At 68.9% G+C, this 25,322-nt stretch carries 23 protein-coding genes; 9 read left to right on the top strand and 14 right to left on the bottom strand.

Features of this window, described 5'->3' with window-relative positions:
* Positions 1-2: 2 nt before the first annotated feature.
* The 4 genes from ACI7YT_RS06415 to ACI7YT_RS06400 form a co-directional block, all read right to left on the bottom strand.
* The gene (locus tag ACI7YT_RS06415; RefSeq protein WP_406249631.1) at positions 3-1,217 is read right to left on the bottom strand and encodes an ABC transporter permease; all 1,215 of its coding nucleotides are present in this window, start codon (positions 1,215-1,217) and stop codon (positions 3-5) included.
* Positions 1,214-2,029: an ABC transporter ATP-binding protein gene (locus ACI7YT_RS06410; RefSeq protein ID WP_406249630.1), complete on the bottom strand. Its 816-nt coding sequence runs from the start codon at positions 2,027-2,029 to the stop codon at positions 1,214-1,216. The genes ACI7YT_RS06415 and ACI7YT_RS06410 overlap by 4 nt, the downstream gene beginning before the upstream one ends.
* A complete protein-coding gene (locus tag ACI7YT_RS06405) occupies positions 2,026-2,955 on the bottom strand; it encodes an efflux RND transporter periplasmic adaptor subunit (protein WP_406249629.1) in 930 nt (309 codons plus the stop codon). The genes ACI7YT_RS06410 and ACI7YT_RS06405 overlap by 4 nt, the downstream gene beginning before the upstream one ends.
* Before the next feature lie 125 nt (positions 2,956-3,080).
* The gene (locus ACI7YT_RS06400; protein WP_376177182.1) at positions 3,081-3,287 is read right to left on the bottom strand and encodes a DUF3499 family protein; all 207 of its coding nucleotides are present in this window, start codon (positions 3,285-3,287) and stop codon (positions 3,081-3,083) included.
* A 67-nt stretch (positions 3,288-3,354) separates the two neighbouring features.
* On the opposite strand from ACI7YT_RS06400, the gene ACI7YT_RS06395 reads away from it, so the two are divergent.
* Positions 3,355-3,780: a hypothetical protein gene (locus ACI7YT_RS06395; RefSeq protein ID WP_406249628.1), complete on the top strand. Its 426-nt coding sequence runs from the start codon at positions 3,355-3,357 to the stop codon at positions 3,778-3,780.
* A gap of 13 nt (positions 3,781-3,793) precedes the next feature.
* On the opposite strand, the gene ACI7YT_RS06390 is transcribed toward ACI7YT_RS06395, so the two are convergent.
* From ACI7YT_RS06390 to manA, 4 genes are all read right to left on the bottom strand, one after another.
* Positions 3,794-5,167, bottom strand: a complete 1,374-nt coding sequence (locus tag ACI7YT_RS06390) for a DUF5719 family protein (RefSeq protein ID WP_406249627.1) — start codon at positions 5,165-5,167, stop codon at positions 3,794-3,796.
* Positions 5,167-8,256: a glycosyltransferase gene (locus tag ACI7YT_RS06385; RefSeq protein WP_406249626.1), complete on the bottom strand. Its 3,090-nt coding sequence runs from the start codon at positions 8,254-8,256 to the stop codon at positions 5,167-5,169. Before ACI7YT_RS06385 ends, ACI7YT_RS06390 begins: the two co-directional genes overlap by 1 nt.
* A gap of 71 nt (positions 8,257-8,327) precedes the next feature.
* Positions 8,328-8,645: a WhiB family transcriptional regulator gene (locus ACI7YT_RS06380; protein WP_406249625.1), complete on the bottom strand. Its 318-nt coding sequence runs from the start codon at positions 8,643-8,645 to the stop codon at positions 8,328-8,330.
* Positions 8,646-8,822: 177 nt separating this feature from the next.
* Positions 8,823-9,929 carry a mannose-6-phosphate isomerase, class I gene (gene manA, locus ACI7YT_RS06375; RefSeq protein ID WP_406249624.1) on the bottom strand — a complete coding sequence of 369 codons (1,107 nt, stop codon included), beginning with the start codon at positions 9,927-9,929 and terminating at the stop codon, positions 8,823-8,825.
* A gap of 67 nt (positions 9,930-9,996) precedes the next feature.
* Between manA and ACI7YT_RS06370 the strand changes: the two genes are divergently transcribed.
* The 5 genes from ACI7YT_RS06370 to ACI7YT_RS06350 all read left to right on the top strand — a co-directional run bounded on the left by ACI7YT_RS06370 (position 9,997) and on the right by ACI7YT_RS06350 (position 16,349).
* Complete coding sequence (locus ACI7YT_RS06370) at positions 9,997-11,418, top strand: O-antigen ligase family protein (RefSeq protein WP_406249623.1); 1,422 nt, start codon at positions 9,997-9,999, stop codon at positions 11,416-11,418.
* A complete protein-coding gene (locus ACI7YT_RS06365) occupies positions 11,415-12,713 on the top strand; it encodes an O-antigen ligase family protein (RefSeq protein WP_406249622.1) in 1,299 nt (432 codons plus the stop codon). Before ACI7YT_RS06370 ends, ACI7YT_RS06365 begins: the two co-directional genes overlap by 4 nt.
* Before the next feature lie 125 nt (positions 12,714-12,838).
* Positions 12,839-14,749 (top strand): glycosyltransferase, encoded by a 1,911-nt coding sequence (locus ACI7YT_RS06360; protein ID WP_406249621.1) that lies wholly within the window; start codon positions 12,839-12,841, stop codon positions 14,747-14,749.
* Positions 14,746-15,702: a glycosyltransferase gene (locus ACI7YT_RS06355; RefSeq protein WP_406249620.1), complete on the top strand. Its 957-nt coding sequence runs from the start codon at positions 14,746-14,748 to the stop codon at positions 15,700-15,702. The genes ACI7YT_RS06360 and ACI7YT_RS06355 overlap by 4 nt, the downstream gene beginning before the upstream one ends.
* Positions 15,702-16,349, top strand: a complete 648-nt coding sequence (locus tag ACI7YT_RS06350) for a hypothetical protein (protein WP_406249619.1) — start codon at positions 15,702-15,704, stop codon at positions 16,347-16,349. Before ACI7YT_RS06355 ends, ACI7YT_RS06350 begins: the two co-directional genes overlap by 1 nt.
* An 18-nt stretch (positions 16,350-16,367) precedes the next feature.
* Here ACI7YT_RS06350 and ACI7YT_RS06345 read toward each other — a convergent pair whose 3' ends face one another.
* The 3 genes from ACI7YT_RS06345 to glf are packed head-to-tail and all read right to left on the bottom strand — an operon-like array spanning position 16,368 to position 19,067.
* Complete coding sequence (locus ACI7YT_RS06345) at positions 16,368-17,102, bottom strand: ABC transporter ATP-binding protein (RefSeq protein ID WP_406249618.1); 735 nt, start codon at positions 17,100-17,102, stop codon at positions 16,368-16,370.
* Positions 17,102-17,920, bottom strand: a complete 819-nt coding sequence (locus tag ACI7YT_RS06340) for an ABC transporter permease (protein WP_406249617.1) — start codon at positions 17,918-17,920, stop codon at positions 17,102-17,104. Before ACI7YT_RS06340 ends, ACI7YT_RS06345 begins: the two co-directional genes overlap by 1 nt.
* 10 nt (positions 17,921-17,930) lie before the next feature.
* On the bottom strand, positions 17,931-19,067 hold the full coding sequence (gene glf / locus ACI7YT_RS06335; protein WP_406249616.1) for a UDP-galactopyranose mutase: 1,137 nt from the start codon (positions 19,065-19,067) through the stop codon (positions 17,931-17,933).
* Between the two features lie 88 nt (positions 19,068-19,155).
* On the opposite strand from glf, the gene ACI7YT_RS06330 reads away from it, so the two are divergent.
* The 3 genes from ACI7YT_RS06330 to ACI7YT_RS06320 are packed head-to-tail and all read left to right on the top strand — an operon-like array spanning position 19,156 to position 22,286.
* Positions 19,156-20,037, top strand: a complete 882-nt coding sequence (locus tag ACI7YT_RS06330) for a glycosyltransferase (protein ID WP_406249615.1) — start codon at positions 19,156-19,158, stop codon at positions 20,035-20,037.
* A gap of 42 nt (positions 20,038-20,079) precedes the next feature.
* A complete protein-coding gene (locus ACI7YT_RS06325) occupies positions 20,080-21,213 on the top strand; it encodes an NAD-dependent epimerase/dehydratase family protein (RefSeq protein WP_406249614.1) in 1,134 nt (377 codons plus the stop codon).
* Positions 21,210-22,286, top strand: a complete 1,077-nt coding sequence (locus tag ACI7YT_RS06320; RefSeq protein WP_406249613.1) for an acyltransferase family protein — start codon at positions 21,210-21,212, stop codon at positions 22,284-22,286. The genes ACI7YT_RS06325 and ACI7YT_RS06320 overlap by 4 nt, the downstream gene beginning before the upstream one ends.
* On the opposite strand, the gene ACI7YT_RS06315 is transcribed toward ACI7YT_RS06320, so the two are convergent.
* Genes ACI7YT_RS06315 through ACI7YT_RS06305 form a run of 3 tightly spaced genes read right to left on the bottom strand, consistent with a single transcriptional unit; the run spans position 22,277 to position 25,202 of the window.
* The gene (locus tag ACI7YT_RS06315; protein ID WP_406249612.1) at positions 22,277-23,017 is read right to left on the bottom strand and encodes a glycosyltransferase family 2 protein; all 741 of its coding nucleotides are present in this window, start codon (positions 23,015-23,017) and stop codon (positions 22,277-22,279) included. The two genes, ACI7YT_RS06320 and ACI7YT_RS06315, sit on opposite strands and share 10 nt — an antisense overlap.
* Positions 23,014-24,231: a lipopolysaccharide biosynthesis protein gene (locus ACI7YT_RS06310; protein ID WP_406249611.1), complete on the bottom strand. Its 1,218-nt coding sequence runs from the start codon at positions 24,229-24,231 to the stop codon at positions 23,014-23,016. The genes ACI7YT_RS06315 and ACI7YT_RS06310 overlap by 4 nt, the downstream gene beginning before the upstream one ends.
* Positions 24,228-25,202, bottom strand: a complete 975-nt coding sequence (locus ACI7YT_RS06305; protein ID WP_406249610.1) for a glycosyltransferase — start codon at positions 25,200-25,202, stop codon at positions 24,228-24,230. The genes ACI7YT_RS06310 and ACI7YT_RS06305 overlap by 4 nt, the downstream gene beginning before the upstream one ends.
* Positions 25,203-25,322: the final 120 nt, after the last annotated feature.

Genomic DNA, 25,322 nt, shown 5'->3' with positions numbered 1-25,322 from the left:
CGTCAGAACCGGATCGCGTCGATCACCTTGACCCGCAGCGCCACCAGCGCCGGGATGAATCCGGCCACGGCCCCGACGATGACCGACGCGACAAGTCCGGTCACGGCCGCGCGCATCGGGAACGGCGGGACGTCCTGGATGCCGGGGAACATGCTCGCGACGATCCAGTCCGAGCGCAGCACCGCGACCACGACGGCGATGCCGATGATGCCGGCCACGGTGGTGGCGACGAGGCTCTCCAGCAGCACGCTCGTGAACACTCGTCCTCCGGTGGCGCCGAAGGCACGACGGACGCCGATCTCGCGCACGCGCTGACGCATCGCGACGAGCTGGATGTTGATCAGGCTCAGCGCGCCGAGCGCGAGGATCAGCACCGCGATGCCGCCCGTGATGAGCTCGAAGATCCGTGCCGCCTCCTGGCTGCCGGACTGGGACGCCCAGTCGGTGCGATTGACCGACAGCTGCTGCCCTTCGGGCAGCCCCGCGCGCAGATCCATCGCGAGCACGGGGCCGACCTCGGCCGCCTGCTCGGCGCCGACCCAGACCTCGTAGACCGGCGTCACGCCCTCCGGGAGACTGTCGACGCGGGCGCGATAGGCATCGAAGAGGACGTCGACGCGCGATTCCTCGTCCCAGATCCCCTGCCGGGGTGTCACTCCGACGATCTGGTACGTCCCGCCGGCGGGGCCCGACACGGTGAGAAGCGGATGCTGAGACAGCGCGACCCTGCCGAGGCGGTCCCACAGCGGCTCGCTGATCACCACCGCCGGTGCGAGCGCCTGCACGTCGTCATCACTGAGCCAGCGCCCCTCGAGCAGTTCCTCGCGGTGGATCAGCGGGAAGGCCGCATCGATCAGCCGTGTCGGGATCTCCGCCACCCCTTCCGGAAGCTGCACCGGAAGCATCATCCCCTGCACGTTGCGCGACGTGTGCGAGAAGCCGAAGCGCTCGTTGACGCGCTCGAAGCGCGCGTCGAAATCATCGACGTCGACCGGGTCGCCGGTCTCGTCGTAGACGTTCACCGCGATGGTCGCGACGCGACCGCCCCAGCGGTCGGACTGCTCGGCCTGGTACTGCTGCTGGAGCTCGCTGAACGCGACGACCGCAGTCAGGGCGGCGACGGACACCGCAATGCCGATGAGGCTCAGCAGGACGCGCAGCTTGTGCACGCGGATCTCGGCCCAGGCATCAGCGAGCGCCCCGAGGACCCCGGTCACGAGGCGACCTCCTCGGCCGGAGCGACATCCGTCTCGGCGGCCGTGCGGAGGACCATCGGCTGCAGCCTCGGCTCCGGCTCTGCCGCAGGCACCGACTCGGCGAGCGTGGACGCCTCGAACGCACGCGTCAGATCTGCGGGTGCCAGCAGCCCGGCATCCAGTCGATAGTGACGTCGTGCGCGGGCAGCCACGTGGAGGTCGTGCGTGATCGTGACGAGCGCCGCATCCGTCTCCGTCGCCACCTCGTCCAACAGAGCCATGACCGAGGCTCCGGTGTCGATGTCGAGCGCGCCGGTCGGCTCGTCGGCGAGGATGAGAACGGGCTTTCGGACCAGGGCGCGCGCGATGGCGACACGCTGCTGCTCTCCGCCGGACAGGCGATCAGCGACCTGGTCCATCCGGTGCCCGAGCCCGACGCGCTCGAGCATGTCGGTGGCGATGTCCCGGCGCCGCCAGAACAGACGCCCTGAGGCATGTCCGAGCGGCATCATGACGTTCTCGAGTGCCGTGCGCCCGGCGAGGAGATTGAACTGCTGGAAGACGAAGCCGACGTTCGCCCCGCGCAGCCGGTCGAGCCGTCCCGTGCGCATCTTCTTCACCGGCCGCCCCTCGAACGATACGGATCCGCTGGTGGGCGCATCCAGCATCCCGAGGATGTTCAGCAGAGTGGATTTGCCGGAGCCGGACCGGCCGACGATCGACACGTGATCACCGGCGCCGACTTCGAGGCTGATGCCCCGAAGGATCTCCAGTGTGGAATCGTCCGCCAGTCTGACGCTCTTGGTGACGTCTTCAAGGGCGACGAGGGTCACCAGCTCGTCCCGCTTTCGCACTGCTCGACGCCGGGCTGCACCTCGTAGCAGAACTCTTCGACCGGCGCGACGAAGCCGGGGACGAACTGTCGGATGCTGTCACCCTCGGCGAGTCCTTCGGTCACCTCGACCGTGGTGCCGTCGTTGACGCCCAGGGTCACCGGACGCTCCTCCGGCTCGCTGCCATCGCCCGCATCGACCCACACGACGCCGGAACCGGAGCCGCCCTGGACGGCCGTCACGGGGATCACGAGCGCGTCGTCGACCTGCCCGAGGGCGAGGTCGAGCTGTGCGGGGAGACCGGCGAACACCGTCTGATCGGCCGGCACCGCGCAGCGGACGCTCGCGGTTCCCTCGGACGAGACCTCGACGCGGACACCGGTGCACACGAACGGAGCCGGACCACCGGTGATCGTGATCGTCGCTTCGCTCGGCGCTCCGACCAGGCGATAGAGCTGCACAGGATCAACCGTGGCGAGCACGTGGTAGCGGGCGGGACTCAGCGTGGCGATCTGCTCCCCTACCGTGGCGATCTGCCCCTTGACGAGCGCGATCTCGGAGATCTCACCCGCCTCTGCGGCGACGATGTCGACGTTCTTCTTGGGGTCGTCCTGTTTGATCGTGAACAGCACCTGGCCTGCGGCGACCGTGGCGCCGTCAGTGACGTGCACGGCGGTGACCGTGCCGTTCACGTCGCCGCGCAGCGGAAAGGACTCGTCTCGCGCGACATTGGCCGGCAGCGAGAGCGCGTTGACCACCGAGCCGCGTTCGACCGGGATGACCGGGTCGGAGACTCCGCCTTCGGGCGAGACGACGGCTGCGGTCGAGCTGTCAGGGAAGAACGCCAGTTTGACGAGCGCCGCAGCGCAGGCGCCGAAGACGATGAGCAGGAGGATGGGGAGGACCCAGCGACGCCAGACGACCACGGCAACTGCCTTTCCGGGTGCGCCGCCGTGACGCACTCCGGATCAGGATAGCGGGAAACTGTTTTCCCGGTACATATCCGCGCCGACGGCGCGTCGCACGGCTCCCGCCGGTCGAGACGGCGGCGTCAGGCCCGCAGCGCCTCGTGACGGACGACGATCCATCCGCTCGGCACCGAAAGCCGGTCGGCGTGCTGCGCGCACAGATCGTGGGCGTTCGGATGCCGGGATCCGCCGAGCGGACCGAGCGCGGCCATCTGGTCACCGTAGTCGTAGGTCAGCGTGGCCACGGCCTCGCGTGCGCAGCCGACCTTCGAGCAGAGTCGTTCGTCCATCTCCGTCAGGCTATGCCTCTTCGCCGCTCTCGAGCGGAGGCCGCGCCCAGCGGCCTAGACTTTCGTCATGCCCCGTCGCCGTCTTCCCCGCACCGTGCCCCGCCGTGGCGCCAGGCACGGCAGACACGGGCGTCTCGGGCGCAGCGAGGTCGTCCGCCCGCCTCTGCCGCCGCTGGACGGACGCATCGATCGGTTCGATCTGGCCGTCGGCACCGCTGTCGAGTTTCTGCGCGGCACGTGGCCGGAACTCGAGGACGTGCGGTTCGAGATCGGCGCGATGCCGATCGGCGAAGACGAGTCCGGCGACGTTCCCCGATGGACGATCGATCAGGACGCGCGCCGGATCGTGCTGTACCGCATCCCGATCGAGCGGCTCCTGCCCCCCGGCCATGACGACGCCGCACATCGACGCATCTCGATCGAGAGCGCGGTGTTCCGCGCCGCAGCCGAGTTCGTCGGGCGCGATCCGTGGGAACTGGGTCCGGAGGGCTGACCGCTCGTGGGAGCTACGGGTAGACCGTGATCTCCCGATCGGCGCTCACTCCCGACACCACGGGCCAACCCGCGAGTCGTCCTGCGGCCGCCATCGTCACGGCCGCGGTGAGATCTCCGTCCGCGACCAGCCGGTAGACGGTGTCATCGCGCACGACGAGCGCTTCGGACGAACCGGCCTGCACGGTGACGTCGCGTGAGGCTCCCCCGACCGCGGAGAGCTGCACGGTGACGTTCTGATCGGTGCTGTTGACGAGGTGCAGTTTCGGCGACGGCCCGGCCGGTACCGCGAACAGCGCCTCGGCCAGCGTCGGCGCCGGCGTCATCCACGCGAAGTCCATCCCGGGCCCGGTTCCCTCGCTCTGCCAGATCGCGCCGACCAGCGGGGTCTCCGCCGTCACTTCGACGCTGTACGTGCCGAGTTCGAGGTCGGCGAGGGCGACGTCGAGCGGTGTCGCGGCCGTGAGCGGGACCGTGAACTCCGAAGCCACGTCGCCTGCCTCATCCCGCACGACGACCTGCGCGACGGTGTCGGCGTCGATGGACAGCAACCGCACGGCGTCGGTCGCGGTCCCCTCGGTCGGGGCGACGACCTGGACGCCGGCGAAGCGCAGGACGCCGGATGCCTCCATCGCCGTGCCCTGCAGATCGGCGCCGGCCGGGTCGAGCGTGCGCGTCAGCGCCGATTGCAGGACGGCGCGCACGGGGGCGCCCTCCGCGGTGATCCGCACGACGGGATCCTCAGCATCCGCGGCGATGGACGCGAACGGGAGCGCGATCTGCGTGGCGGCGGGGATCACCCTCGTAGTCGGGTTGGGGGACCCGCCGTAGACCTCCAGTGTCACGGTGGCTGGTACGGATCCCGGATTGGACAGCACCAGCACATCGTTGGCGCCGGTCTCGACCGATCCGCCCACGATCCAGGACTGGGTGGTCGCCGGCGCGCACGACGCCGCGGCGAGACCGGTCAGATCCTCTTCCGCGAGGGCGATCGATTCGGATGCCGCGATCTCCGCGCTCTCGCGGCCCTCGACGGATCCCGTGAACACGGATGCGCCGACACCGCCGACGAGATCCGGAGTGGCGATGGTGCTCTGCTCGGGTGCCGTCGGCTCACCGTCGACCGTGATCTGCGCATCGCCGGCGGACTGCATCTGATCGGCGCTCTGGGAATCGCGCCCCAGCGCACGGAACGGCCCTGTGCACACGAGAAGCGGGTCGCCGGGCACCGTCGTGACACGGCTGGACGCTGCGGTGTGCTCGACCGCGGGCCATGGCGCCACGATCGCGGCTGCGACGCCGGCGACGCAGCCGACCGCGACGACGGCCCCGACCAGCAGCCGGGCACCCGTTGCGACGACCGTGATCGCCTTCCTGCTCGTGGCCATCAGCGGTCCTCCTCGCGCTTCTCATCGGCGCCGGACTCGGGATCAGGCTCCGCCGCCTCCGACTCCGATGTCCCCTGCTCCTCGGCCGGGTCCGGTGCGAGCCCGTCGGAGCGTTCCGGCGCTGCGGCATCCGCACCGTCCGGCGCGCCGTCCGCCCGCGACTCGTCTGCGCGTCGCGTCTCTTCGGCGCGTCCGTCCGGGTGCTCATCCATCGCGGCATCCGCCTCCTCGTGCGCAGCATCGCCGCCGTGGCGCCGCACGGGCGTCAGGGGCTCCTCCGGTGCCTTGCCGACCACGCGCGAGATCGCCCTGGACGCACGACGCGATGCTCGCGTGGGTACGGCGAGCAGCAGCGCTGCGAGCACGACGACGAGCTGGAGCGTCATCACCGATCGTGAGACTCCCTGATCGTCGCCGGCCTGGTCGGCCCTCGCGGCGCCGTCGGCTCCGGACTGCTCCAGCCTCCAGAGCACGCCGATGCCGGTCACGTCGCCGCCGCGGACGAATCCGGTGCGCTGATCCAGTGCGATCACGGCATCCAGCCGGAAACCCTCGGCGCCGTCATCCGCTCCGGCCGGCAGTTCGTCCAGCAGGACGAAGTCGATGCCCAGGTCCGCCAGCTCGGCTGCGGCGTCGAAGTCGCGCGTGGAGACGAGATCCACGGCGAGGGCGCTCACGTCGGTGCCCTGCACCTCGGTCGCCGTGCTGAGAAGAGTGGTCTGCGCGCCGAGTGTCTCGCTGGCGCCCCACACCACGCGGGTGGCGGCGCTGTCCTCCCCGAGGGGCGTGATGACGAGCGTGCCGAGATCCCGATCGCCACGGGCGTTGGCGGCGATCAGCGCGGGAAGCGTGCTCCCCGAGCCCTCCACGAGCACGCTGCGTCCGGCATGCACGGCGGTCAGCGCCGGCACGGCGGCGACGGCCAGAGCGAGGCCGGCGACCACCGCGGCGATCGTGCGCAGCCGCGGCAGCGCGATCAGAGTGTCGAGGGCGACGGCCGCCGCCCCGACCACACCGATCCACGCCAGGCTCAGTGCGGCACCTGGCCAGATCGCGACGGGCACGCCCTGGGCGAAGCTGATCGCGATGCCGACGACGAGCATCGCCGTCGCCAGGCCCACGACGGCCACCGCCAGGAGCACGAAGCCCGCGCGCCAGCGCGGCGCGAGTGCGGATGCCAGTGCGAGCAGCGTCAGCGGGGCGAGCAGCAGAGGGGCCCACGCGGCGACCGCCGGGTCGAGGATCAGCGCCCACCCGGCGAGGTCGGCGGTCGGGAATCCGGTCGCGAGCAGCATCCGCCCCGCGGCATCCGCCTGCGCCTGCGCGGACTGCCAGATGAAGCCGGGGTCGGCGAAGATCGCCAGTGCATCGCCGTCCGCGAGGCGCCGCAGCGCGAGGGGCAGGAACATCGCGAGCGTCGGGATCAGCAGCCACACGATGCGCACCGCGCCGCGCAACCGGCGCTGCGCCAGCACGATGATGAGCGCGATCGCCCAGAGCACGGTCAGCGCCGGCGCGAGCGACGGAGACGATGCGACGACGCCGACCAGCAGGATCGAGGCTGCGCCCGCGGCGCCCCACGATCGATGCGCGACGGTGGCGGCGTGGAAGAGCCACGGCAGCAGCAGGTGAACGATCACTGCGGCCGGACGGCCCTCGATGAGCGCGGTGAGGAACGTCGGCGCCAGCGCCCACGCGACTCCGACGAAGATGCGCAGCCCCGAGCGATCGGTCACGCGAGTGGCCGCGAACCACCCGCCCAGCACCGCGAGCGGGAGGGCGAGCAGCCACAGCAGGACGAGGGAGAAGGACGGTCCGGCCGGCCACAGCGTCCCGAGGATCGCCAGCACGGCGGCGAACGGATCAGCAGGACCGGTCACCGCGACGCCGAGGCCGCGCAGGCCCCACGCCGCATCCTCCCAGAGACCGACGAAGGTGTCGCGCATCGGAAGCAGACCGCCGCCGGAGACGTTCTGCCACGCGAGCAGCGACGTGAACGCCGCGACGCTGACGATCGCAGCAGCCAGCACGGCCCAGGCGCCGCCTCCGGAGAAGAAGCGCAACTCGCTGACAGCACCGCGTTCACTGCCATGGCCGTCATCGAGGCGGTTTCGCAGCTGCGATCCGGTCACGCGCAGCGGTGCGATGCTCGACCAGCCCGCCGAGCGGAACGCACGGATCCTGCCGCGCGCTCTGGCCACGGCGCCGAAGCGCACCATCGCGGTCGCAGCCGCCGCCCACTCCGGAAGCACCGCGGCCGGACGCTTGCCGATGAGGTGCATGATCGTGCGCCACAGCGCGAGAGGCAGGAACGAGAGCCAGTGCAGCGGCACGACGGGCGCTGGCGCGTAAGCGAGGCGACGATGCAGTTGGGCCGATCGCGTGACGTAGGCGCGCTGCGACGGGCGCTGCGGCAGCGCAGCGGGACCATCCGGTTCGACACGGATGCGCGCATCGGCGGTCAGCACGACCCGGCCGCCCCCGAGCCTGGCGCGGACGCCGAGGTCGAGCCCCTCGTCGGCCCCGACGAGCGCATCGTCGATCGCCAGGTGCTCGCGGACCTCTGCTCGGATCAGGACGCCGCGGATGTCGGAGCCCAGCGCTTCATCGGCACCGTCGTGCTGGCCCTGGTCGAGCTCGTGCGCGGCCAGTTCCACCGAGCGACCGAACGTCGTCATCGTCACGCCGAACGACACGATCTCTCGGTCGTCGTCCTGACGGATCAGCTTCGGAGCGGCGATCGCCGCGGAAGGCGACCGTTCGAGTGCGCCGGCGAGCTGGGCCAGCGCACGCGGCGCCGGAGCGCTGTCATGCGTGAGCAGCCACAGCGCGCTGTCATCGGGAACCCGCGCCACAGCGAGCGCGACCGCATCCGCGAAGGATGTCGTCTGGCGCGCCTCGATGATGGCGTCCGCGATCGCAGCGACCCCAGGGCTCTCTCTGGCGGTCGTGACATCACCGCATACGACGAGAGTGACCGCGTCAGGGCGACGGGTCTGGGCGGCGAGCGCATCGATCGTTCGAAGCAACTGCGCACGGGCGGTCGCGCCGGATCGCGCGACGATGACGGCATGAAGTCGGGCTGGCATGGCCTGGCCAGCCTAAGCGCCTGGCGACGCTGTCGCCCTGACCGCGACCGGCGCGCCTGCGAAGCTATGACTCAGCTGGCGCGGCGCTTGAGCTTGCGGCGCTCGCGCTCGGAGAGACCGCCCCAGATGCCGAAGCGCTCGTCGTTGCTCAGGGCGTACTCCAGGCACTCGCCGCGGACATCGCACGACGTGCAGATGCGCTTGGCGTCGCGGGTCGATCCGCCCTTCTCGGGGAAGAACGCCTCCGGGTCCGTCTGCGCGCACAGCGCATCGGTCTGCCACGCGAGCGTGTTCTCTTCTTCGGCGTCGATGCGCCTGACCCCGGGAACGCCGAGGTTGACTGGATCGACGAACCAGTTCTCGGGAACGTCGGAACGGTAACCCGTCATGTCGCTCTCCTTGCCCTGTCAGTTGCCCCCCACCGGGCCTTGCTCAACTAATTACACCCGTGTCATTCGCCCCGGTCAAGTCGCGGAGAATAAACCCTCAAGCGGGTCTTGAAGGTTCTTGAGCCGTCATCGGCGTGTCGCGCCGGGCGTGTCGAGACCGGCTGCATGGAGCCCGGCTCAGCCGGGCTGCGCGATGAAGGCCTCGCCCGTACCCGAGAGCGTGAGGACGGTCTCGTCGGAGGCGAACAGCGCGGTGCCGACCTCGACGGGGTGCTCCTCGGCATCCGCACCGGACACCGTGACCGATCCTGACGTGGCGAGGATCATGGCGGGCGACTCCACCTCGACGCTCACGGGTTCCCCCGCGAGCGTCACGCGACGCAGCGCGAAGTCGTCGACGTCGACGGGGTACGAGGTCACGGGCGCGTCGCTGGGCGCGAGGACAGGCACGATCGCCGGGGTCGGATCCAGCACGCTCAGCAGCTCGGGGACGTCGATGTGCTTGGGGGTGAGTCCGCCGCGCAGGACGTTGTCGCTGGCGGCCATGATCTCGACCCCGAGGCCGGAGAGGTAGGCGTGCAGCAGGCCGGCACGCAGGAAGATCCCCTCGCCCCGCCGCAGCACGATGTGGTTCATCAGCAGGGCGACGACGACGCCGGGGTCGGCGGGGTATCGCTCGGAGACGACGCGGATCGCGCGCAGCGCGTCGTCGAACTCCGGGTCGGATGCCGTGGCGAGCGCCGCGGAGATCTCGGCGACCTCCGCGGTGGCGTCCCCGGACAGCAGCCACGCGATCGCGTTCCGCAGTCCGTCCTCCCCCGTCAGGTGCGCACGCAGCGCGCGCACGCCCGCGCCGTCGCCGAGCGAATCGAGCAGACGCAGGGTGTCAGCGACCGGCCGCAGGCCGCCCAGCGCCTCGAACCGCTCGCTGAGGGCGACGATGAGTTCGGGCTTGTGGTTGTCGTCGCGGTAGTTGCGGGCCGGATCGTCCGCGTCGAGACCGGTTTCCCTGGCCCAGCCGTCCTCTGCCTGCGCGATGGTCGGGTGCACCTGGATCGACAGCGGGCCACCGGCCGCGAGGATCTTCAGCAGATACGGCAGAGACCCACCGGTGACGGCGTCCAGCGTGCCCCCGTCTGCGACGTCGGCCGGGTCGCCGGGGTGGTCGCCGAACCAGACTTCGGCCTCCGGAGCGCCGGAGGGCGAGCGGCCCTCCAACTCGGCGATGAGAGTGGTCGATCCCCACGCGTAGTCGCGAGGCACGTTCGAGAGACTCAGCAGCATGCCACCAGCGTAGAGCCACGCGCGCGGCACAGCGGATGCCCGAGCGCGCGCGGTAGCCTGAATCCCGATGGCGCAGTACACGAAGCATCCCGTGGCAGCCCCGCCCACCGCGCCGGAGCGCGAGTCGACGGGGCATCTGCTGTTGCGCGGTTACATCGTCCTCGTGCTGATCGCGACGTTCGCGCACTCCGCCGTGTACAACCTGGTCGGCCCGATCGGTGCCGGCGTCGTCATCGTCGTGCTCACGCTGTCGACGCTCGCGATCGGCATCCCGATGCTGGCGCGCTCGCGGCCGGCGCCCTTCCTGTGGCGTCGCCTGCCGTGGGCGGCGCTCGCCTACACCGCGTTCGCGCTGCTGTCGGTGGCCTGGTCCGGCTGGCGTGTGCCGACGCTGATCACGTGGGTGCTTCTGGCCGCGGTGACGGTGAACGCGCTGTTCGTCGCGCACGCCCTGAGCTGGCAGGAGATCATCCGCGCGCTCGCATCCGCGTTCAAGTGGATCCTCGGGCTGTCGCTGGCGATCGAGCTGTGGGCTTCGCTCATCGTGCACGGGCCGATCCTGCCCAACTTCGTCGTTCTGCCCGGTGGCAAGATCGATCCGCAGCTGTACTGGGTCCGCGACAACCTCTTCGACGGCGGTCGCCTGCAGGGCATCGTGGGCAACGCGAACCTGCTCGCCTTCCTCTCCCTGTTCGCGATCATCGCCTTCGGCATCCGCTTCTCGCTCGGTGCGCGCTGGCGGACCACGCTGGGTCTGTGGATGCTGCTGGCGGCGTTCTTCTTCGTGCGCGCCTCGTCGGCCACCGCCTGGATCTGCGCCTTCGCGGCCGCGGCGGTGCTCCTCATCGCCCTGCTGATCCGTCGCACCAGCACCCCGCGCGGACGTGCGAAGGTGTACGCCTGGTGCCTCGGCATCCTCGTGGTGATCGTCGTCGCGGCCCTGCTGCTGTACCGGCCGATCCTCGCGATGCTGGGGCGGTCCGCAGATCTCACCGGACGCAGCGACAAGATCTGGGCCGTGGTGCTCGACAAGGCCGCAGAGAGCCCGGTGATCGGACTCGGGTTCTCCAGCCCGTGGGTGCCGACGGACCCGGCCTTCGACGGCTGGATCGTCGACCACGGCATCACGGTGTTCCACGCCCACAACATGTGGATCGACGTGCTGTTCCAGCTCGGCATCGTCGGTCTCGTGCTGATGGCGGTGGCGTACGGCGCTCTCCTCTGGCGCTCCTGGTTCTTCGCCGTCGATCGGCCGCGCTGGGATCTGCGCGCCGACCGTCCGTTCTCGCCCGTCACCCTGCTGCCGATCCTGTACACGACCGTGCTGCTCGTGCAGGGGATGAGCGAATCCACGCCGATCATGCTGTGGGGATGGCTGCTGCTGGTGATGCTGTCGTTCAAGATGAAGTCCGTGCCACTGGTGGGCGTCGGCCTCAGCGAACAGGTCAGGATCACCGAGCGCGGGCGCGGCGCGCGGCGGGTGCCATGAGCACGCGCCTGCACCTGGCACGTCTGCTCGGCTCCGTCGAGATGGCCAGGGCATTCACGCTCACGGCCCTGATGGCGGTCTTCGGCTCGTTCGCGATCGAGCGGATGACGTCGACCGTGACTCTGGCGGCGATCATCTTCGTCCTGTGCGCGATCGGGGTGGCGATCCTCATCGTGCGCCGGGAGGAGCTGTCGCTGCTGCGGCTGGCGCCCTCTTCGCTGCTCGCGTTCCTCGCGCTGGCTCTGATCAGCGTGATCTGGACGACCGACCGCGGCGACACCGTATTCGCCTGGCTGTCGCTGCTCGGCTACGCGGTGCTCGCGATCACGATCGGCCACATCCGCGACACCCTGCAGACGGTGCGGGCGATCGGCGACACCCTGCGGGTGCTGCTCTCGATCTCGCTGGGCATCGAGATCCTCTCGGGAATCCTGCTCGACCTCCCGATCACGTTCCTCGACATCGAAGGCGCCCTCGCCTCCGGCGGACCGATCCAGGGCATCTTCGGCACCCGCAACATGCTCGGCTTCGTCGCCGTGCTCGCCCTCATCACCTTCGTGATCGAGTGGCGCACCCAGTCCGTGACCTCCCCTGTCGCCGTGCCGTCGATCGCACTCGCCGGCTTCCTCGCCCTGCTGTCGGCATCGCCGACCGTGCTCGTGCTCGCGGCGGGCGTCGGCGTGGCCACGGCGGCGCTCACGATCGTCCGGCACACGGCGCACGCGCATCGAGCCGTGGTCCAGTGGGTGCTCGCGGGGCTCGCGATCGCGGCGCTGGCCGTCGCGTTCCTGCTGCGGCATCCCATCATCGCCTGGCTCGGCGCTGGATCGGACTTCTCGATGCGCGCCGATCTGTGGAACCGGATCCTCGACTTCGTCGCGATCAAGCCGATGCAGGGGTGGGGGTGGTTCGGTCCGTGGCAGCGCGGCGAGTACCCGTTCAACTCTCTGAACTATGTGCTCGATCAGCAGCACGCGACCGCCCTGAACGCGTACTTCGACGTCCTGCTGCAACTCGGCGCCGCAGGTCTCGTCCTGTTCCTGCTGCTGGGCGGCGTGGCACTGGTCCGGTCCTGGCTGGTCGCCAGCTCGCGCCGGTCGGTCGTGTACGCGTGGACGCCGCTGATCCTGGTGACGCTGGCGATCGACTCGATGTTCGAGAGCTTCACACTGTCGGATCTCGGCTGGTTCATGCTCGTGCTGTGCGCGCTGCGGGCCGGACAGTCCCGGTCCTGGCGGGAGAACATCGATGCGGCGCAGACGGGTGCCATCCCCACGCTCCCCCCGCAGCGCTGATCCGGCTGAGCCCCGCCACGGCTCCGGGGATCCCAAGATCGGGCAGGTAGGCTGTCTCTGCTCGCCTGAGCCGCCCGTCGGCATGCCACGTCGGCGCGCGTCGCCCCACCCGGAGAGATCATCACGTGACCCACGTCCTGCAGAACGTCGTCTTCCCGCTCGATCGTGACCCCGACCTGCTGCCGCTGTACGCCGACCCTGAGACGTGGTCGACCATCGAGGGCGAAGCCGTGCGAGTCTCCTCGCGCGCGCACCTGGGCAACATCCTCGGGCGCAACCGCGCGCGCATCGTCGCCGGCCGACGCGTCTCTCTCGGCACCTACTTCAACGCCTTCCCTGCGTCCTACTGGCAGCACTGGACGAGCGTTCGCGAAGTGCGCCTCACCGTGCACACCAACGGACCGGCGACCATCCTCGTCTATCGTTCGAACGGCTCCGGCGTCCAGCAGCGCGTCGCGACGCAGGAGGTCACCGGCGACGCCACCAGCAGCTTCGATCTGTCGCTCACGCAGTTCAGCGACGGCGGATGGATCTGGTTCGACGTGGTCGCCGACGAGAAGCACGCAGTGCTCGAGGGCGCCGAATGGACGACCGAGCAGGAGCCGACGCGCACGGGCAAGGCGTCGATCGGCATCACGACGTACAACAAGCCGGACTACTGCGTCTCGACGCTCACCGCACTGGCCGACGCCCCCGAGGTGCTCGAGCTCGTCGACCGCATCTTCCTGATCGACCAGGGCACGCAGCTCGTCGCTGAAGAGACCGGGTACGGGGAGGTCGCCGAGCGCCTCGGCGACACGCTCGACATCATCCGTCAGCCCAACCTCGGCGGCTCCGGCGGATTCGCCAGGGCGATGCACGAGACCCTGCAGCGCCCGGAGAGCGACTTCGTCCAGCTGCTCGACGACGACGTCCGCATCGAGCCGGAGTCGCTGCGGCGCTCGATCATGTTCGCGCGCTACGCGACCAACCCCGTCCTCGTCGGCGGGCACATGTTCGATCTGCTCGACCGTCCCAAGCTGCACGGCTGGGCCGAGGTCGTCGACGAGGTGCCCTTCATGTGGCGCAACCTCTACCAGGAGGAGATGCCGCACGACTTCGGTGCCGCCAACCTGCGTCAGACGCCGCTGCTGCACATGCGCATGGATGCCGACTACAACGGCTGGTGGATGTGCCTGATCCCCCTGGACGCGATCCGCGAGGTCGGCCTGTCGCTGCCGGCGTTCATCAAGTGGGACGACGCGGAGTTCTGCCTCCGCGCCGGCGAGGCCGGCTTCCCGACCGTCTCGATGCCCGGTGTCGCCCTGTGGCACGTGTCCTGGATCAACAAGGACGATTCGATCGACTGGCAGGCGTACTTCCACGCCCGCAACCGCATCGTGGCAGCTCTCCTGCACTCCGGAGTCGCGCGCGGCGGACGACTGATCCGTCACAGTCGTCGCGTCGACCTCAAGCACCTGATGATGATGCAGTACTACCCCGTCGCGTTGCGCGCGCAGGCGCTGCGCGACGTGCTGTCGGGGCCCGATCACATGCGCGGCAATCTGGCGACGGCGATGCCTGCCGCCCGCGCGCTGGCTGCGGAGTACCCGGAGACGATCGTCCACCGGGACCCCACCACCGTCCTGCACTCGCGTCACGGCCGCCAGGTGTACAAGCAGCTCAAGAAGAACGAGTTCGACAGCCCGACCGGCCTGAAGCTGCGCTGGTTCACGCTGTCGACGCTCGTCTCGCACTGGCTGCACCGCCCGGACCCGGCGAACGTGGCGCAGCCCGAGGTGGAGTTCGGCAAGGGCGATGCGCACTGGTGGCGTCTGCCGCACTTCGACAGCGCGCTCGTCAGCGCGGCCGATGGCTCCGGCAAGAACATCTACACGCGCGATCGCGCCCGATTCCGCAGCATGCTGCGCGAGACCATGCGCCTGCACTCCCAGCTGCAGCGCCGCTGGCCCGAACTGCAGCAGCAGTACCGCGAGGCCCTTCCTGACCTGGTGTCCGACGCCTCCTGGCAGCAGACCTTCGAGGAGAGGGCATGACCTCCGCCGTGTTCGATCCGGCCTCGGCGACGATCGTCATCGTCACCTTCAACCGCTCCCATCTGCTGACCGGATTGCTGACCAGCATCTCCCGCATGGACCCGAAGCCGGGGCACGTCGTCGTCATCGACAACGCGTCGTCGGATGACACCACCGAGGTGGTCGAGTCCTTCCGATCGACGATCGGCACCGAGATCGTGTACCGCCGCCTGGATGAGAACACGGGCGGTTCCGGCGGCTTCAGCGAGGGCATGCGCACGGCGTACGAGCTGGGGTCCGAATGGATCTGGATGATGGATGACGACGTCGAAGTCGTCCCCGACGGCCTCGCACGCATGGGCGCCTGGACACCGAGGTTCAAGAGCATCCAGGGCCGCCGCTACGACTACGACGGCAGCGAGTTCTACTGGCAGTACAAGATCGCGGAGCGGATGGGCATCCCGATCCCCTTCGCCCCAGCCGGCTTCGACGCGTCCGGCTTCAAGGAGATGAACAGCGGATGCTTCGAGGGCATGTTCATCCACCGCTCGATCGTCCAGCAGATCGGCCTGCCCGACCCTCGCTTCTTCATCTACTGGGACGACCAGACCTACGGCTGGCTCGCCTCGCGCAGGACGACCGCCGTGATCGTGGATGAATTCGTCCTGCGCCGCACGCGCGAGATCCGGCAGTGGGACATGGGCGTGCGGCACCTGAACGCGTCCAGCAATGCCTACCGGTACTACATCATGCGCAACCGCGCCTTCATCAAGCAGTACTACCGCGTGAACGGCGTGTACAACCCCGTGCTGTTCGGGCTGGGTACGACAGCGACATTCTTCAAGGAACTGATCCGGCTCGTCTTCGTCGAACGCACCGTTCGCGGCACGAGCAACCTCTTCCGCGGCATCCGAGACGGCGGCAGGCTCGGCCGTGACCGGAGCTGGAAGCCGATGCCCCCGCTGGAGGCGTGATGACGAACGACCCGCAGCCAGGAGACGCCCCTCAGCAGGAGGCCGTCTGGTACTTCCCGCCGAAGAAGAACAGCAGCGGAAAGATCTGGCTCATCTCCGCCCTCGCCGGCATCGCCCTCGCGATCGCCGTGGTGTTCCTGGTGTTCGTGCTTCCGAGCGGCTTCCAGGCCGACGAGACGCCGTCGCCGACGCCGTCCGAATCGGCGACGCCGAGCCCGAGCCCGACGGCGTCGGATACGCCGACGCCGACTCCCACGGCGACTCCGACACCGACGCCCACTCCGACGCCGACGCCCACCGCAGAACCGGAGGAGCCCGCTCCCCCGGTTCCCGATCCGGATGTCGACGACTTCGCCGCTCAGGTGCAGCCGCGACTCGACGACGGCGTGACGGGTCTGCAGTACGCCGCCGAGGCTGGTGGCGAGCAGGCGGCCACCGACATCGGCTTCCTCCGCGCGGATGCCGAAGTGCTCTCGGACACGCCGGCACCGAGCTCGATCTCCGCCGACTGGTCCAGCGGGGTGTCGAACTACCTCACCGCCCTGGACAATCTGCAGAACGCGTACCGGAGCGGCTCCGATGTCGCAGGGGCGCAGAGCACCGCGGCGTCCACGCTGCAGACGCTGCGGGATATCGTCGGGCTCTGAACAGGCTCTTCGGCAGGCTCAGAGTCCGAGGTCGGCGTTGTAGCGGTCCAGCACGTCTTCGAGCGGACCGTCCAGCACGAGCCCGCCGCGGTCGAGGTACAGCCCGCGGGTGCAGAACCGACGCAGATCTCGTTCGTTGTGACTCACGAAGAACATGGTCCGGCCCTCGGCGAGCAGTTCGTCGATGCGGCCGTAGCACTTCTCCCGGAAGCCCTTGTCACCCACGGCGAGCACCTCGTCGACGAGCAGGATCGGCTCGTCGAGCTGCGACACGACGGAGAACGCGAGGCGCACCTTCATCCCGCTGGACAGGTGCTTGTACGGAGTCTCCTCGAAGCCCTCGAGCTCCGCGAACTCGATGATCCCGTCGTAGCGGCGGGCGATCTCGGCGCGGGACATGCCATGCAGTCCGGCCATCATCCGCACGTTCTCGCGCACGCTGAGATCGTTGACGAAACCGCCGGTGAGCTCGATCAGCGGCGCGACCCCGCCGTTCACGCGGACGTCGCCCTCGTCGGGCAGCAGGACGCCGGCGACCAGACGCAGGAGCGTGGACTTGCCCTGGCCGTTGCGGCCGACGACGCCGATCGACTCTCCCGGCTGCACGTCGAACGAGACGTTGCGCAGCGCCCAGAACTCGCCGGGACGCGACCGACGGGTGGCGTCGGCGAAGATGTCCTTGAAGTTCCGCCGTCCTCGTCGGTTCCGCCGGAATCGGACGCCCAGGTCTCGCACTTCGATCGCCGCGGCCATCACAGCTCCTTCAGCACGGTTCGCTCGAGCCCGCGGAACGACCAGGCACCGAGGATCAGGATGCCGAAGCTGATCACGACGCTCGCGATCACGGCCACCGGCTCCCACTGGTCGGGGAAGAACGCCATGCGGTAGAGGGTCATGATGCCGGCGAGCGGATTGAACGCCCCCAGCGTGTCGAAGGGCGCAGGCAGATCCTGGACGCCGTAGATGATCGGCGAGGCGTAGAACAGCGCACGCAGGATCAGCGCCGTCGTGCGCTCGAGGTCGTTGTACAGGACGCACAGCGGGGCGATGAGCAGACCGAGTCCGACCAGGAGCACGATCTGCAGCAGGACGGCGACCGGGAACCAGAGGATGCCCCAGCCGATCGTCACGACTTTGGCCGGATCCGTCTCGACGATCAGGTTGACGGCGACGAAGCCGACGAGCACGGGGAGCGAGAACAGGAACTCCATGCCCTTGCTCAGCACGATCCTGTTGATCCAGATGGATCGCGGGATGTTCGTCGAGCGGACCAGGCGGGCGTCCTTCTTGAACGCGCGAGTGAAGTCCGACACCGCGACGTTGAACCACACCCACGGCAGCAGCGCGGTGATGAGGAAGACGATGTACGGCTCGTCGCCCACCGAGCGCTGGAAGACCTGCGTGAACACGAACCAGTAGATCAGGCTCATCACGAGCGGATCCAGGACCGACCAGACGTAGCCGAGGAAGCTGGTGGAGTAGCGGACCTTGAGGTCGCGTGCCGACAGCAGCCACAGCGAATGCAGGTATCGCCGGGACTTGCCCGGCGCCCCGACGGCAGTGTGACTCACGGTATCGAGTCTAGGAGAGCTGGTTGTTCCACATGGACAGCGCCGAGCCGATGGCCATGTGCATGTCGAGGTACTGGTACGTGCCCAGGCGTCCGCCGAAGTACACGTCCTTCTCGCCCTTCGCGAGCTCGCGGTACGCGAGCAGCCCGGCACGGTCATCCGCGGTGTTCACCGGGTAGTACGGCTCGTCGGTGCGCTCCGCGAACCGGGAGAACTCCCGCATGATCACGGTACGGTCCTGCGCGAAGATGTCCTTGCGCTCCGGGTGGAAGTGCTTGAACTCGTGGATCCGCGTGAACGGGACATCCATGTCCGGGTAGTTCATCACACTCGTGCCCTGGAAATCACCGATCTCGAGGACCTCCTCCTCGAAGTCCAGCGTCCGCCAGCTCAACGCCCCCTCGGTGTACTCGAAATACCGGTCCACCGGACCGGTGTACACGATCGGGACCTGACCGACCATCGCCTTCTTGTTCAACGGCTGCGACTCGTCGAAGAAGTCCACATTCAGGCGCACCTCGATGTTCGGGTGATCCGCCATCCGCTCCAACCACGCCGTGTACCCGTCCGTGGGCAGACCCTCCCACGTGTCGTTGAAGTACCGGTTGTCATACGTGTACCGCACCGGCAACCGGCTGATGATGTCGCCCGACAGCTTGTGCGGGTCCGTCTGCCACTGCTTCGCCGTGTAATCACGGAAGAACGCCTCGAACAACGGCCGCCCCACCAGCGCGATGCCCTTCTCCTCGAAGTTCGCCGCCGTCGCGGCATCGAACTCCCCCGCCTGCTCCCGCACCAGCGCCCGCGCCTCGGCCGGCGAATACGCCGCCTGGAAGAACTGATTGATCGTGCCCAGATTCACCGGCATCGGGAACACCACGCTCTTGTGATTCGTGTACACCCGGTGCACATAACCCGTGAACGACGTGAACCGGTTCACGTACTCCCACACCGTCGCATTCGACGTGTGGAACAGATGCGCCCCATACCGGTGCACCTCGATCCCCGTCGACGGCTCCGCCTCACTGTACGCATTCCCACCGATGTGATGACGACGATCGATGACAGTGACCTTACGACCAGCATTCGCAGCACGCTCGGCAATAGTGAGGCCGAAGAAACCCGACCCGACGACAAGGAGATCCATACCACCATCGTATCCAGGCCAGGCAGTGAACCTTCTGCGCGCCCGCCTCCGGGAGTCCACGGGGATAGCGACCTATGATGTTCCTGCCATGACTCTGCAGATCTTCATTCCCTACTGGGGGGAACCGAGCCTTCTCTTCGATGCCATCGACTCGGTCCGCGCCCAGCGCAACCCGGAGTGGGAACTGACGGTCATCGACGACTGCTACCCGGACGTCTCGGTCGGCGAGCGACTGCGAGCCGAGACGGACCCGCGGATCACCTACATCCGGAACGAGACCAATCTCGGGATCACCGAGAACTATCGTGAGGCGATCCGCCGGGCGACAGGGCGCCACGTGGCCATCCTCGGGTGCGATGACCTGCTGCACCCGAACTATGTGGATGTCATCACCGGCATCATCGAACGGCACCCCGACGTGGACGTCGTCCAACCAGGCGTCCAGGTGATCGACGAGAACGGCACGGTCGTGCTGCCGCTCGCGGATCGCATCAAGCAGCGCATGCTCTCCCCCCGCGATGAGACGGTGCTCACGGGGCAGGACATGGCCACGAGCCTGCTCCGCGGCAACTGGCTGTACTGGCCGTCGCTCACGTTCCGCACCGACACTCTGCGTCGGGTCGACTTCCGTGACGGGCTGCCGATCATCCAGGATCTCGCGCTCCTCGTCGACGTCGCGTTCCAGGGCGGATCCCTCGCCTATTCGCCGACGCTGGCGTTCTCCTACCGACGCCACAGCGGCAGCGCCTCGCAGAAGACTCTGCTGGACGGTCGTCGCTTCAGCGATGAGCGCACCTATTACGCGGCCGCTCGACGCCAAGCGGCGGAGAAGGGCTGGACGCGCACCGCCAGGGTGACGCGGATGCGGATCCTGGCGAGGCTGCACGCGATCACCGAACTCCCGGGAGTTATCAGGCACGGCAACGCCGCTGGGCTAAAGTCGACTCTGGCTCACATCTTCGCCTTGTAGCGGAAGCATGCGGGGTGGGGCCCGATTGGAGAGACTCACCTCATGGCCGACCACGTTCTGATCACCGGAGGCGCCGGCTTCATCGGCACCCGTCTCGCGCAGCGATTCGTGCGCGCTGGGGTCCGCGTGACCGTCCTGGACTCCCTGCTCCCCCAGGTGCACGGCGACGACCCCGAAGCGTCGCCGCTGCTGCGATCGCTGGACGGCACGGCGACCGTGGTGCGCGGAACCGTCACATCGAAGGACGACCTGCGTCGTGCGCTGGACGGCGCGACCATCGTGATCCACCTGGCCGCCGAGACCGGCACGGGGCAGTCGATGTACGAGATCGACCGCTACGTCGAGACGAACGTCGGCGGCACCGCGAAGCTGCTCGACATCCTCACCAACGAGCAGCACGACGTCCGGCGCATCGTGATCGCCTCGTCCCGCTCGATCTACGGCGAGGGCGCTTACCGCACCGCCGACGGTCGCGTCGTGTACCCCGAGCACCGGGCGGATGCCGACATGGCCGCCGGCGACTTCCAGGTGCATCACCCCGGCGAGGGCGAGCTGGAGCTCATCCCCACCGACGAGTCGGCGCTGCTGCACCCCTCGTCCCTGTACGGCATCACCAAGCAGATGCAGGAGGCGATCATCATGACCGTCGCCCCGACGATCGGCGTCGAACCGGTGTCGGTGCGGTACCAGAACGTGTACGGGCCCGGTCAATCGCTGAAGAACCCCTACACCGGCATCCTGTCGATCTTCTCCACCCTGATCCGGCAGGGCAAGGAGATCAACATCTTCGAGGACGGCGAGGAGAGCCGCGACTTCGTCTACATCGATGATGTCGTGGAGGCCACTTTCCTCGCGGCGACCGAGGCGGCCGCGGCCGGCGAAACCCTCAATGTGGGCTCCGGCGTCGGCACGACCGTCAATGAGGTCGTCGCGGCGCTGTTCGCCTCCCTCGGACGCGAGGTGCCCACCCGGATCTCGGGCAACTATCGGCTCGGAGACATCCGGCACAACATCGCCGACACGTCGCGCATGACCCGCGTGCTGGGCTTCACCCCGCAGGTCGCCTTCCGCGACGGCGTCGCGGCGTTCGCCGAGTGGGTGCTCACCGAGCCGATCGAGCAGGATGCGTACCAGCGCTCGCTCGACGAGATGGCGCAGCGGAATCTGCTGAAGTGAGCGCAGACCTGACCACGCCACGGGAGTTCCCGTTCCGGAGCAACAGCCTGAACCTGTTCCGGCTCATCCTGGCGTTCCTCGTGCTGGTCGCGCACGCGTTCTACACGGCGGGTCTGAACTGGGCCCCCGGCTTCAACGGCGAGAACCTGGGCGGCTGGGCCGTCATCGGCTTCTTCGTCATCAGCGGCTTCCTGATCACGCGATCCCGGCTCCGGACGGATGCCGGGACCTTCCTGGTCCACCGCATCGCCCGCATCATGCCCGCGTTCCTCGTGTGCCTCGCCCTGACAGCTGCGGTGTTCGGCCCGATCGCCCAACTCGCGACCACCGGAACGCTCGACGGCTATCTGACGACGCCGACCACGCCGCTCGAGTACATCTGGGGCAACCTGTTCCTGCACATCGATCACTACGCGATCGGCTCGTCGTTGAGCACGCTGCCCTATCCGGATGCCTGGAACGGGTCGCTGTGGACGCTGTACTTCGAGTTCATCTGCTACCTGGTCGTGTGGGTACTCGGGGCGTTCGCGATCTTCCGCCGCTCGGTGCTGCTGACCCTCGTGCTGTGGGCCGGCGCTGTCGCGGTCCGCGCGGCCACCGCCGCCGGGCTCTCCGGCGGCCTCGACGGCGACTTCGACCTTCTCGCCCGGTTGCTGCCGTACTTCCTCGGCGGCTCGCTGGTGTACCTCGTCGTCCAGCGCTGGGGGTTCGTTCCGCTCATCGGCATCCTGTCGATTCCGGTTGCCGCCGTTCTGATGGCGTTCGTGCCGGTGCTCGGCGGCCCGCTGGCGGCTCCGCTACTGTGCTACGCGCTGCTCTACCTGTCGACGGTCGTCCCGCAGCCCGCGTGGATCGCGCGCAACGACATCTCCTACGGCTTCTACATCTATGCGTGGCCCATGCAGCAGCTGGTGTACATCTTCGGCGGTGCGCAGTTCGGCGTCCTCGTGTACCTGCTGATCACGACAGCGGTGACGGCGCTGCTCGCCATGGCGAGCTGGTTCGTGATCGAACGGCCGGTGATGCGGCTCGCCAGGCACCGGCCGGCGAAGATGGTGCCCGCTCAGGCCTGAGTGCGCACCCGGCGCCGGGCCTCGCGCCACAGCCGGACCAGCAGAAGGCGGGAGCGAAGCGCCGGCAGGATGCCGCGTGGGCGGTCGCTCGACGCGTTCTCGCCGTGCACACGCCGACGCAGTGTCGGCTGCTCGACATGCACGAGTTCGCCGGCGGCGTTCGCGACGGTGGCCAGCCACAGATCGTGCGACTCCCTCAGCCCGTCGGGGAACGGCAGCGCCACGGGGAGGAAGTCGCGACGGATCGCCATGGCGCATCCGAAGTACGGTGCGTCGCCGAGCAGGAGCTTGAGCTGGTTGCGGCATCGCTGCGCGCCCCCGCCGGTCCGCAGCAGCCAGTCGCGGCGCGTCAGCGGCGACCGCAGCGGTGCGCCGGTCGACAGCAGCACGAGATTGGATGCCGCCACGGCACGCTCCTCGAGCGCGGCGACGAGCAGAGCGCGTCGCCCGGGGATCCAGACGTCGTCCTGGTCGGAGAGCATGAGGACGTCGCCGGTCGCGCGAGTCAGCGCCTCTTCGAACGAGCGGACGTAGCCGTGGTTGACGTCGCGGGCGAACACGCGCACGCGCGGGTCGTCGTAGGTCTCCAGGAGCGCGACCGTGCCGTCCGATGAGGCGTCGTCGACGATCACGACCTCGTCCGTCGGTTCGAGCTCGGCGAGGATCGAGTCCAGTTGCTCGCGCAGGTACAGCTCGCCGTTGTACGTCGCCATGCAGACGCTCACGGTCATGCCGGCATCCTCCGTTCCGCCAGTGCTCGACGCAGGACGAGCAGCTGATACCCGGCCACGCACAGTTCGGACACGGCCACCGACCACGCGACCATCGGCAGCGAGCCGAGCGCCGCGAACAGGAGGATCAACGGCGCGCCGACCAGGGCGCCGACCAGCGTCGACACGGCGAGCGCCGAGACGCGCCCCAACACGACCAGGCACGCGTACCCGACGACCGCGGCGACGCCGATCCCGATGAAGGCCACCCCGAGCGGGATCGACAGCGCGAACGGCACCTGGATCTGGAAGCTCGACAGCAGCAGCGACACGAAGGGCGAGAGGACCGCGATCGCCATCCCGCCGAGCGTCGCGATCCCGGCGGCCGCCCAGGTCGCGGAGCGGCACCGGGCGGCGAGGTCAGCGCCGCGCTCCGGAACCCAGCTCTGGAAGAACTGCTGCACGGGCTGGAAGGCGACAGACGCGTATCGGAACAGCTGCTGGGCGAGGCCGTAGACGGGCGTGGCCGCCGGGAGGAAGATCTGCACCGCGACGATCGGGAGCGTCACGTAGAGACTGCTCGTCAGCGTCGCGAGCACGGCATGCCGCTGCGCCATCAGGGCGTCGCGCCACGGCACTGGGGCGGGTCCCGCCGGCGCGCCGCGCAGGATGACGAGTGCGGACGATGAGACCCCGACGAGGTACCCCAGACACTGACCGACGAGATAGACCCACAGCTCCCCCGTGACCACGGCGCCGATGATACCGAGGACTGCGCCGCCGACGATCGGCAGGGTGTCGAAACGGATCAGGCGGGACGCGCTGCCCGTGCCGATGAAGTACCACGCAGCGCCGACGCTGGGCAGCAGATAGACGACAGCCCCGAGCACGGATTCGAGCCACATCCCGCCGCCCAGCAGCGCCAAGAGGATGATGAGGACGACCGGGAAGGTCATGACGTACAGCACCGCCCGGATGCGCAGCGACGAGCGATAGAAACCGGTGCGCTCGTCGGCCGTCATGGGCGCGACGCTGGCAGCGCCCGTCGCGCCCCACCCGAACGAGACCACGATGCCGCCGAACTGCGCCACGCTCTGGATCACAAATAGGTTGCCCCAGGTCGCCTTGCCCAGCGCGTCGATCAGGACCGGCATCGAAACGATGCCGACGAGCGTGACGATGATGACCGAGATCGTGAATCCGCTCAACCGACCGGCGACCTGCCGGCGGCTCATGCGTCCGGCCTCTCGACCGAGGCGTCCGGCCGCGCGATCGGTGCGGCGGACCAGCGGATCGTCCCCGCGATGTCGCGGAGCCCCTCCGGCATCGCGCCCATCCGCCCGCGGACGGCCGCGACCACGGCGACGCGGAACACCCGCCACATGGCCCGCCTCGGCCGCGCCACTCGGAGCACGTCGAGGAAATGGATGCCGTCGAACAGCGTGTCGCGCAGAATCCGCGCCGGCATGGCACGGAAGTACTCGCGATCGATCACGAGCCGGTTCCGGACCCGATAGTAATACCGGAACGGCGTGCTCAGCGTCAGCACCGGCGGGATCCCCGGCACCCGCACCGGCACGCCGAACAGCGTCCGCTCATAGGAAGCTCCGAGTGCGTGCCCGAGGCGCGCGCCGTCGGCGGCGATCACGGCCAGTCCCGCGCGCTTCAGCCGCAGCTCGAACTCGATATCGACGAGGTCGATGAAGAAGTCCTCGCGCAGCGCGCCGACCGTCTCGATCGCGGTCACCGGGATGAGCATGCCGGACTGGATGACCTCGGCCGCCGGCGCGTAGCCGCGGTGCGACTCCTCCCTCGACTGCCGCACTCCGGCGAAGTACTCCGGTACGACGGCACCCACGTCCGCACGATCGGATGCAGCGGCCTCCGCTGCCGCGTGCAGCAGCGCGACGAGGCCGTCCGGCGCGTGTGAGTCCTGGTCCATCGTGAGCACGTGCGTCGCTCCGCCGTCGCGTGCCAGGGCGATGCCGCGGTTCAGCGCCGCCGCGATGCCGAGATTTCGGCCGAGCAGCTCCACACGAGCGCCCAGGTCTGAGATCCGCTGCAGAGCGGCATCCGCGTCTGTGCCCGACCCGTCGTCGACGACGATGACCTCGTCGACCTGACCGAACACGGAGGCCACGGCCTGAACCGCGCCGTCGGCGGGGCCGAACGCCGAGAACACGGCGACGGTCCGGCGCGCCGTCACAGACGCACCCCGTCCCCCGGCCGAGGGCTCTGACGGCGGGGTTCGGTCATCCCAGAGAGCACATGCATCGCTCACCTAGACTAGCCTCAACGCCGATCGCGCGCCTGAGGAGGACTGCCA

Source organism: Microbacterium sp. M (assembly GCF_045181065.1).
Taxonomy (GTDB): domain Bacteria; phylum Actinomycetota; class Actinomycetes; order Actinomycetales; family Microbacteriaceae; genus Microbacterium.
Note: the sequence above shows the minus strand (reverse complement) of the source record. Positions and strands in the feature narration are given on the sequence as shown.

Excerpts from the sequence above, each read along its gene's own strand:
- ACI7YT_RS06370 (WP_406249623.1), top strand. The coding sequence starts at position 9,997 with ATGGCGCAGTACACGAAGCATCCCGTGGCAGCCCCGCCCACCGCGCCG.
- ACI7YT_RS06380 (WP_406249625.1), bottom strand. The coding sequence starts at position 8,645 with ATGACGGGTTACCGTTCCGACGTTCCCGAGAACTGGTTCGTCGATCCA.
- ACI7YT_RS06345 (WP_406249618.1), bottom strand. The coding sequence starts at position 17,102 with ATGGCCGCGGCGATCGAAGTGCGAGACCTGGGCGTCCGATTCCGGCGG.
- ACI7YT_RS06400 (WP_376177182.1), bottom strand. The coding sequence starts at position 3,287 with ATGGACGAACGACTCTGCTCGAAGGTCGGCTGCGCACGCGAGGCCGTG.
- ACI7YT_RS06350 (WP_406249619.1), top strand. The coding sequence starts at position 15,702 with ATGACGAACGACCCGCAGCCAGGAGACGCCCCTCAGCAGGAGGCCGTC.
- ACI7YT_RS06325 (WP_406249614.1), top strand. The coding sequence starts at position 20,080 with ATGGCCGACCACGTTCTGATCACCGGAGGCGCCGGCTTCATCGGCACC.
- ACI7YT_RS06365 (WP_406249622.1), top strand. The coding sequence starts at position 11,415 with ATGAGCACGCGCCTGCACCTGGCACGTCTGCTCGGCTCCGTCGAGATG.
- ACI7YT_RS06355 (WP_406249620.1), top strand. The coding sequence starts at position 14,746 with ATGACCTCCGCCGTGTTCGATCCGGCCTCGGCGACGATCGTCATCGTC.
- glf (WP_406249616.1), bottom strand. The coding sequence starts at position 19,067 with ATGGATCTCCTTGTCGTCGGGTCGGGTTTCTTCGGCCTCACTATTGCC.
- ACI7YT_RS06315 (WP_406249612.1), bottom strand. The coding sequence starts at position 23,017 with ATGACCGTGAGCGTCTGCATGGCGACGTACAACGGCGAGCTGTACCTG.
- ACI7YT_RS06330 (WP_406249615.1), top strand. The coding sequence starts at position 19,156 with ATGACTCTGCAGATCTTCATTCCCTACTGGGGGGAACCGAGCCTTCTC.
- ACI7YT_RS06385 (WP_406249626.1), bottom strand. The coding sequence starts at position 8,256 with ATGCCAGCCCGACTTCATGCCGTCATCGTCGCGCGATCCGGCGCGACC.
- manA (WP_406249624.1), bottom strand. The coding sequence starts at position 9,929 with ATGCTGCTGAGTCTCTCGAACGTGCCTCGCGACTACGCGTGGGGATCG.
- ACI7YT_RS06395 (WP_406249628.1), top strand. The coding sequence starts at position 3,355 with ATGCCCCGTCGCCGTCTTCCCCGCACCGTGCCCCGCCGTGGCGCCAGG.
- ACI7YT_RS06390 (WP_406249627.1), bottom strand. The coding sequence starts at position 5,167 with ATGGCCACGAGCAGGAAGGCGATCACGGTCGTCGCAACGGGTGCCCGG.
- ACI7YT_RS06310 (WP_406249611.1), bottom strand. The coding sequence starts at position 24,231 with ATGAGCCGCCGGCAGGTCGCCGGTCGGTTGAGCGGATTCACGATCTCG.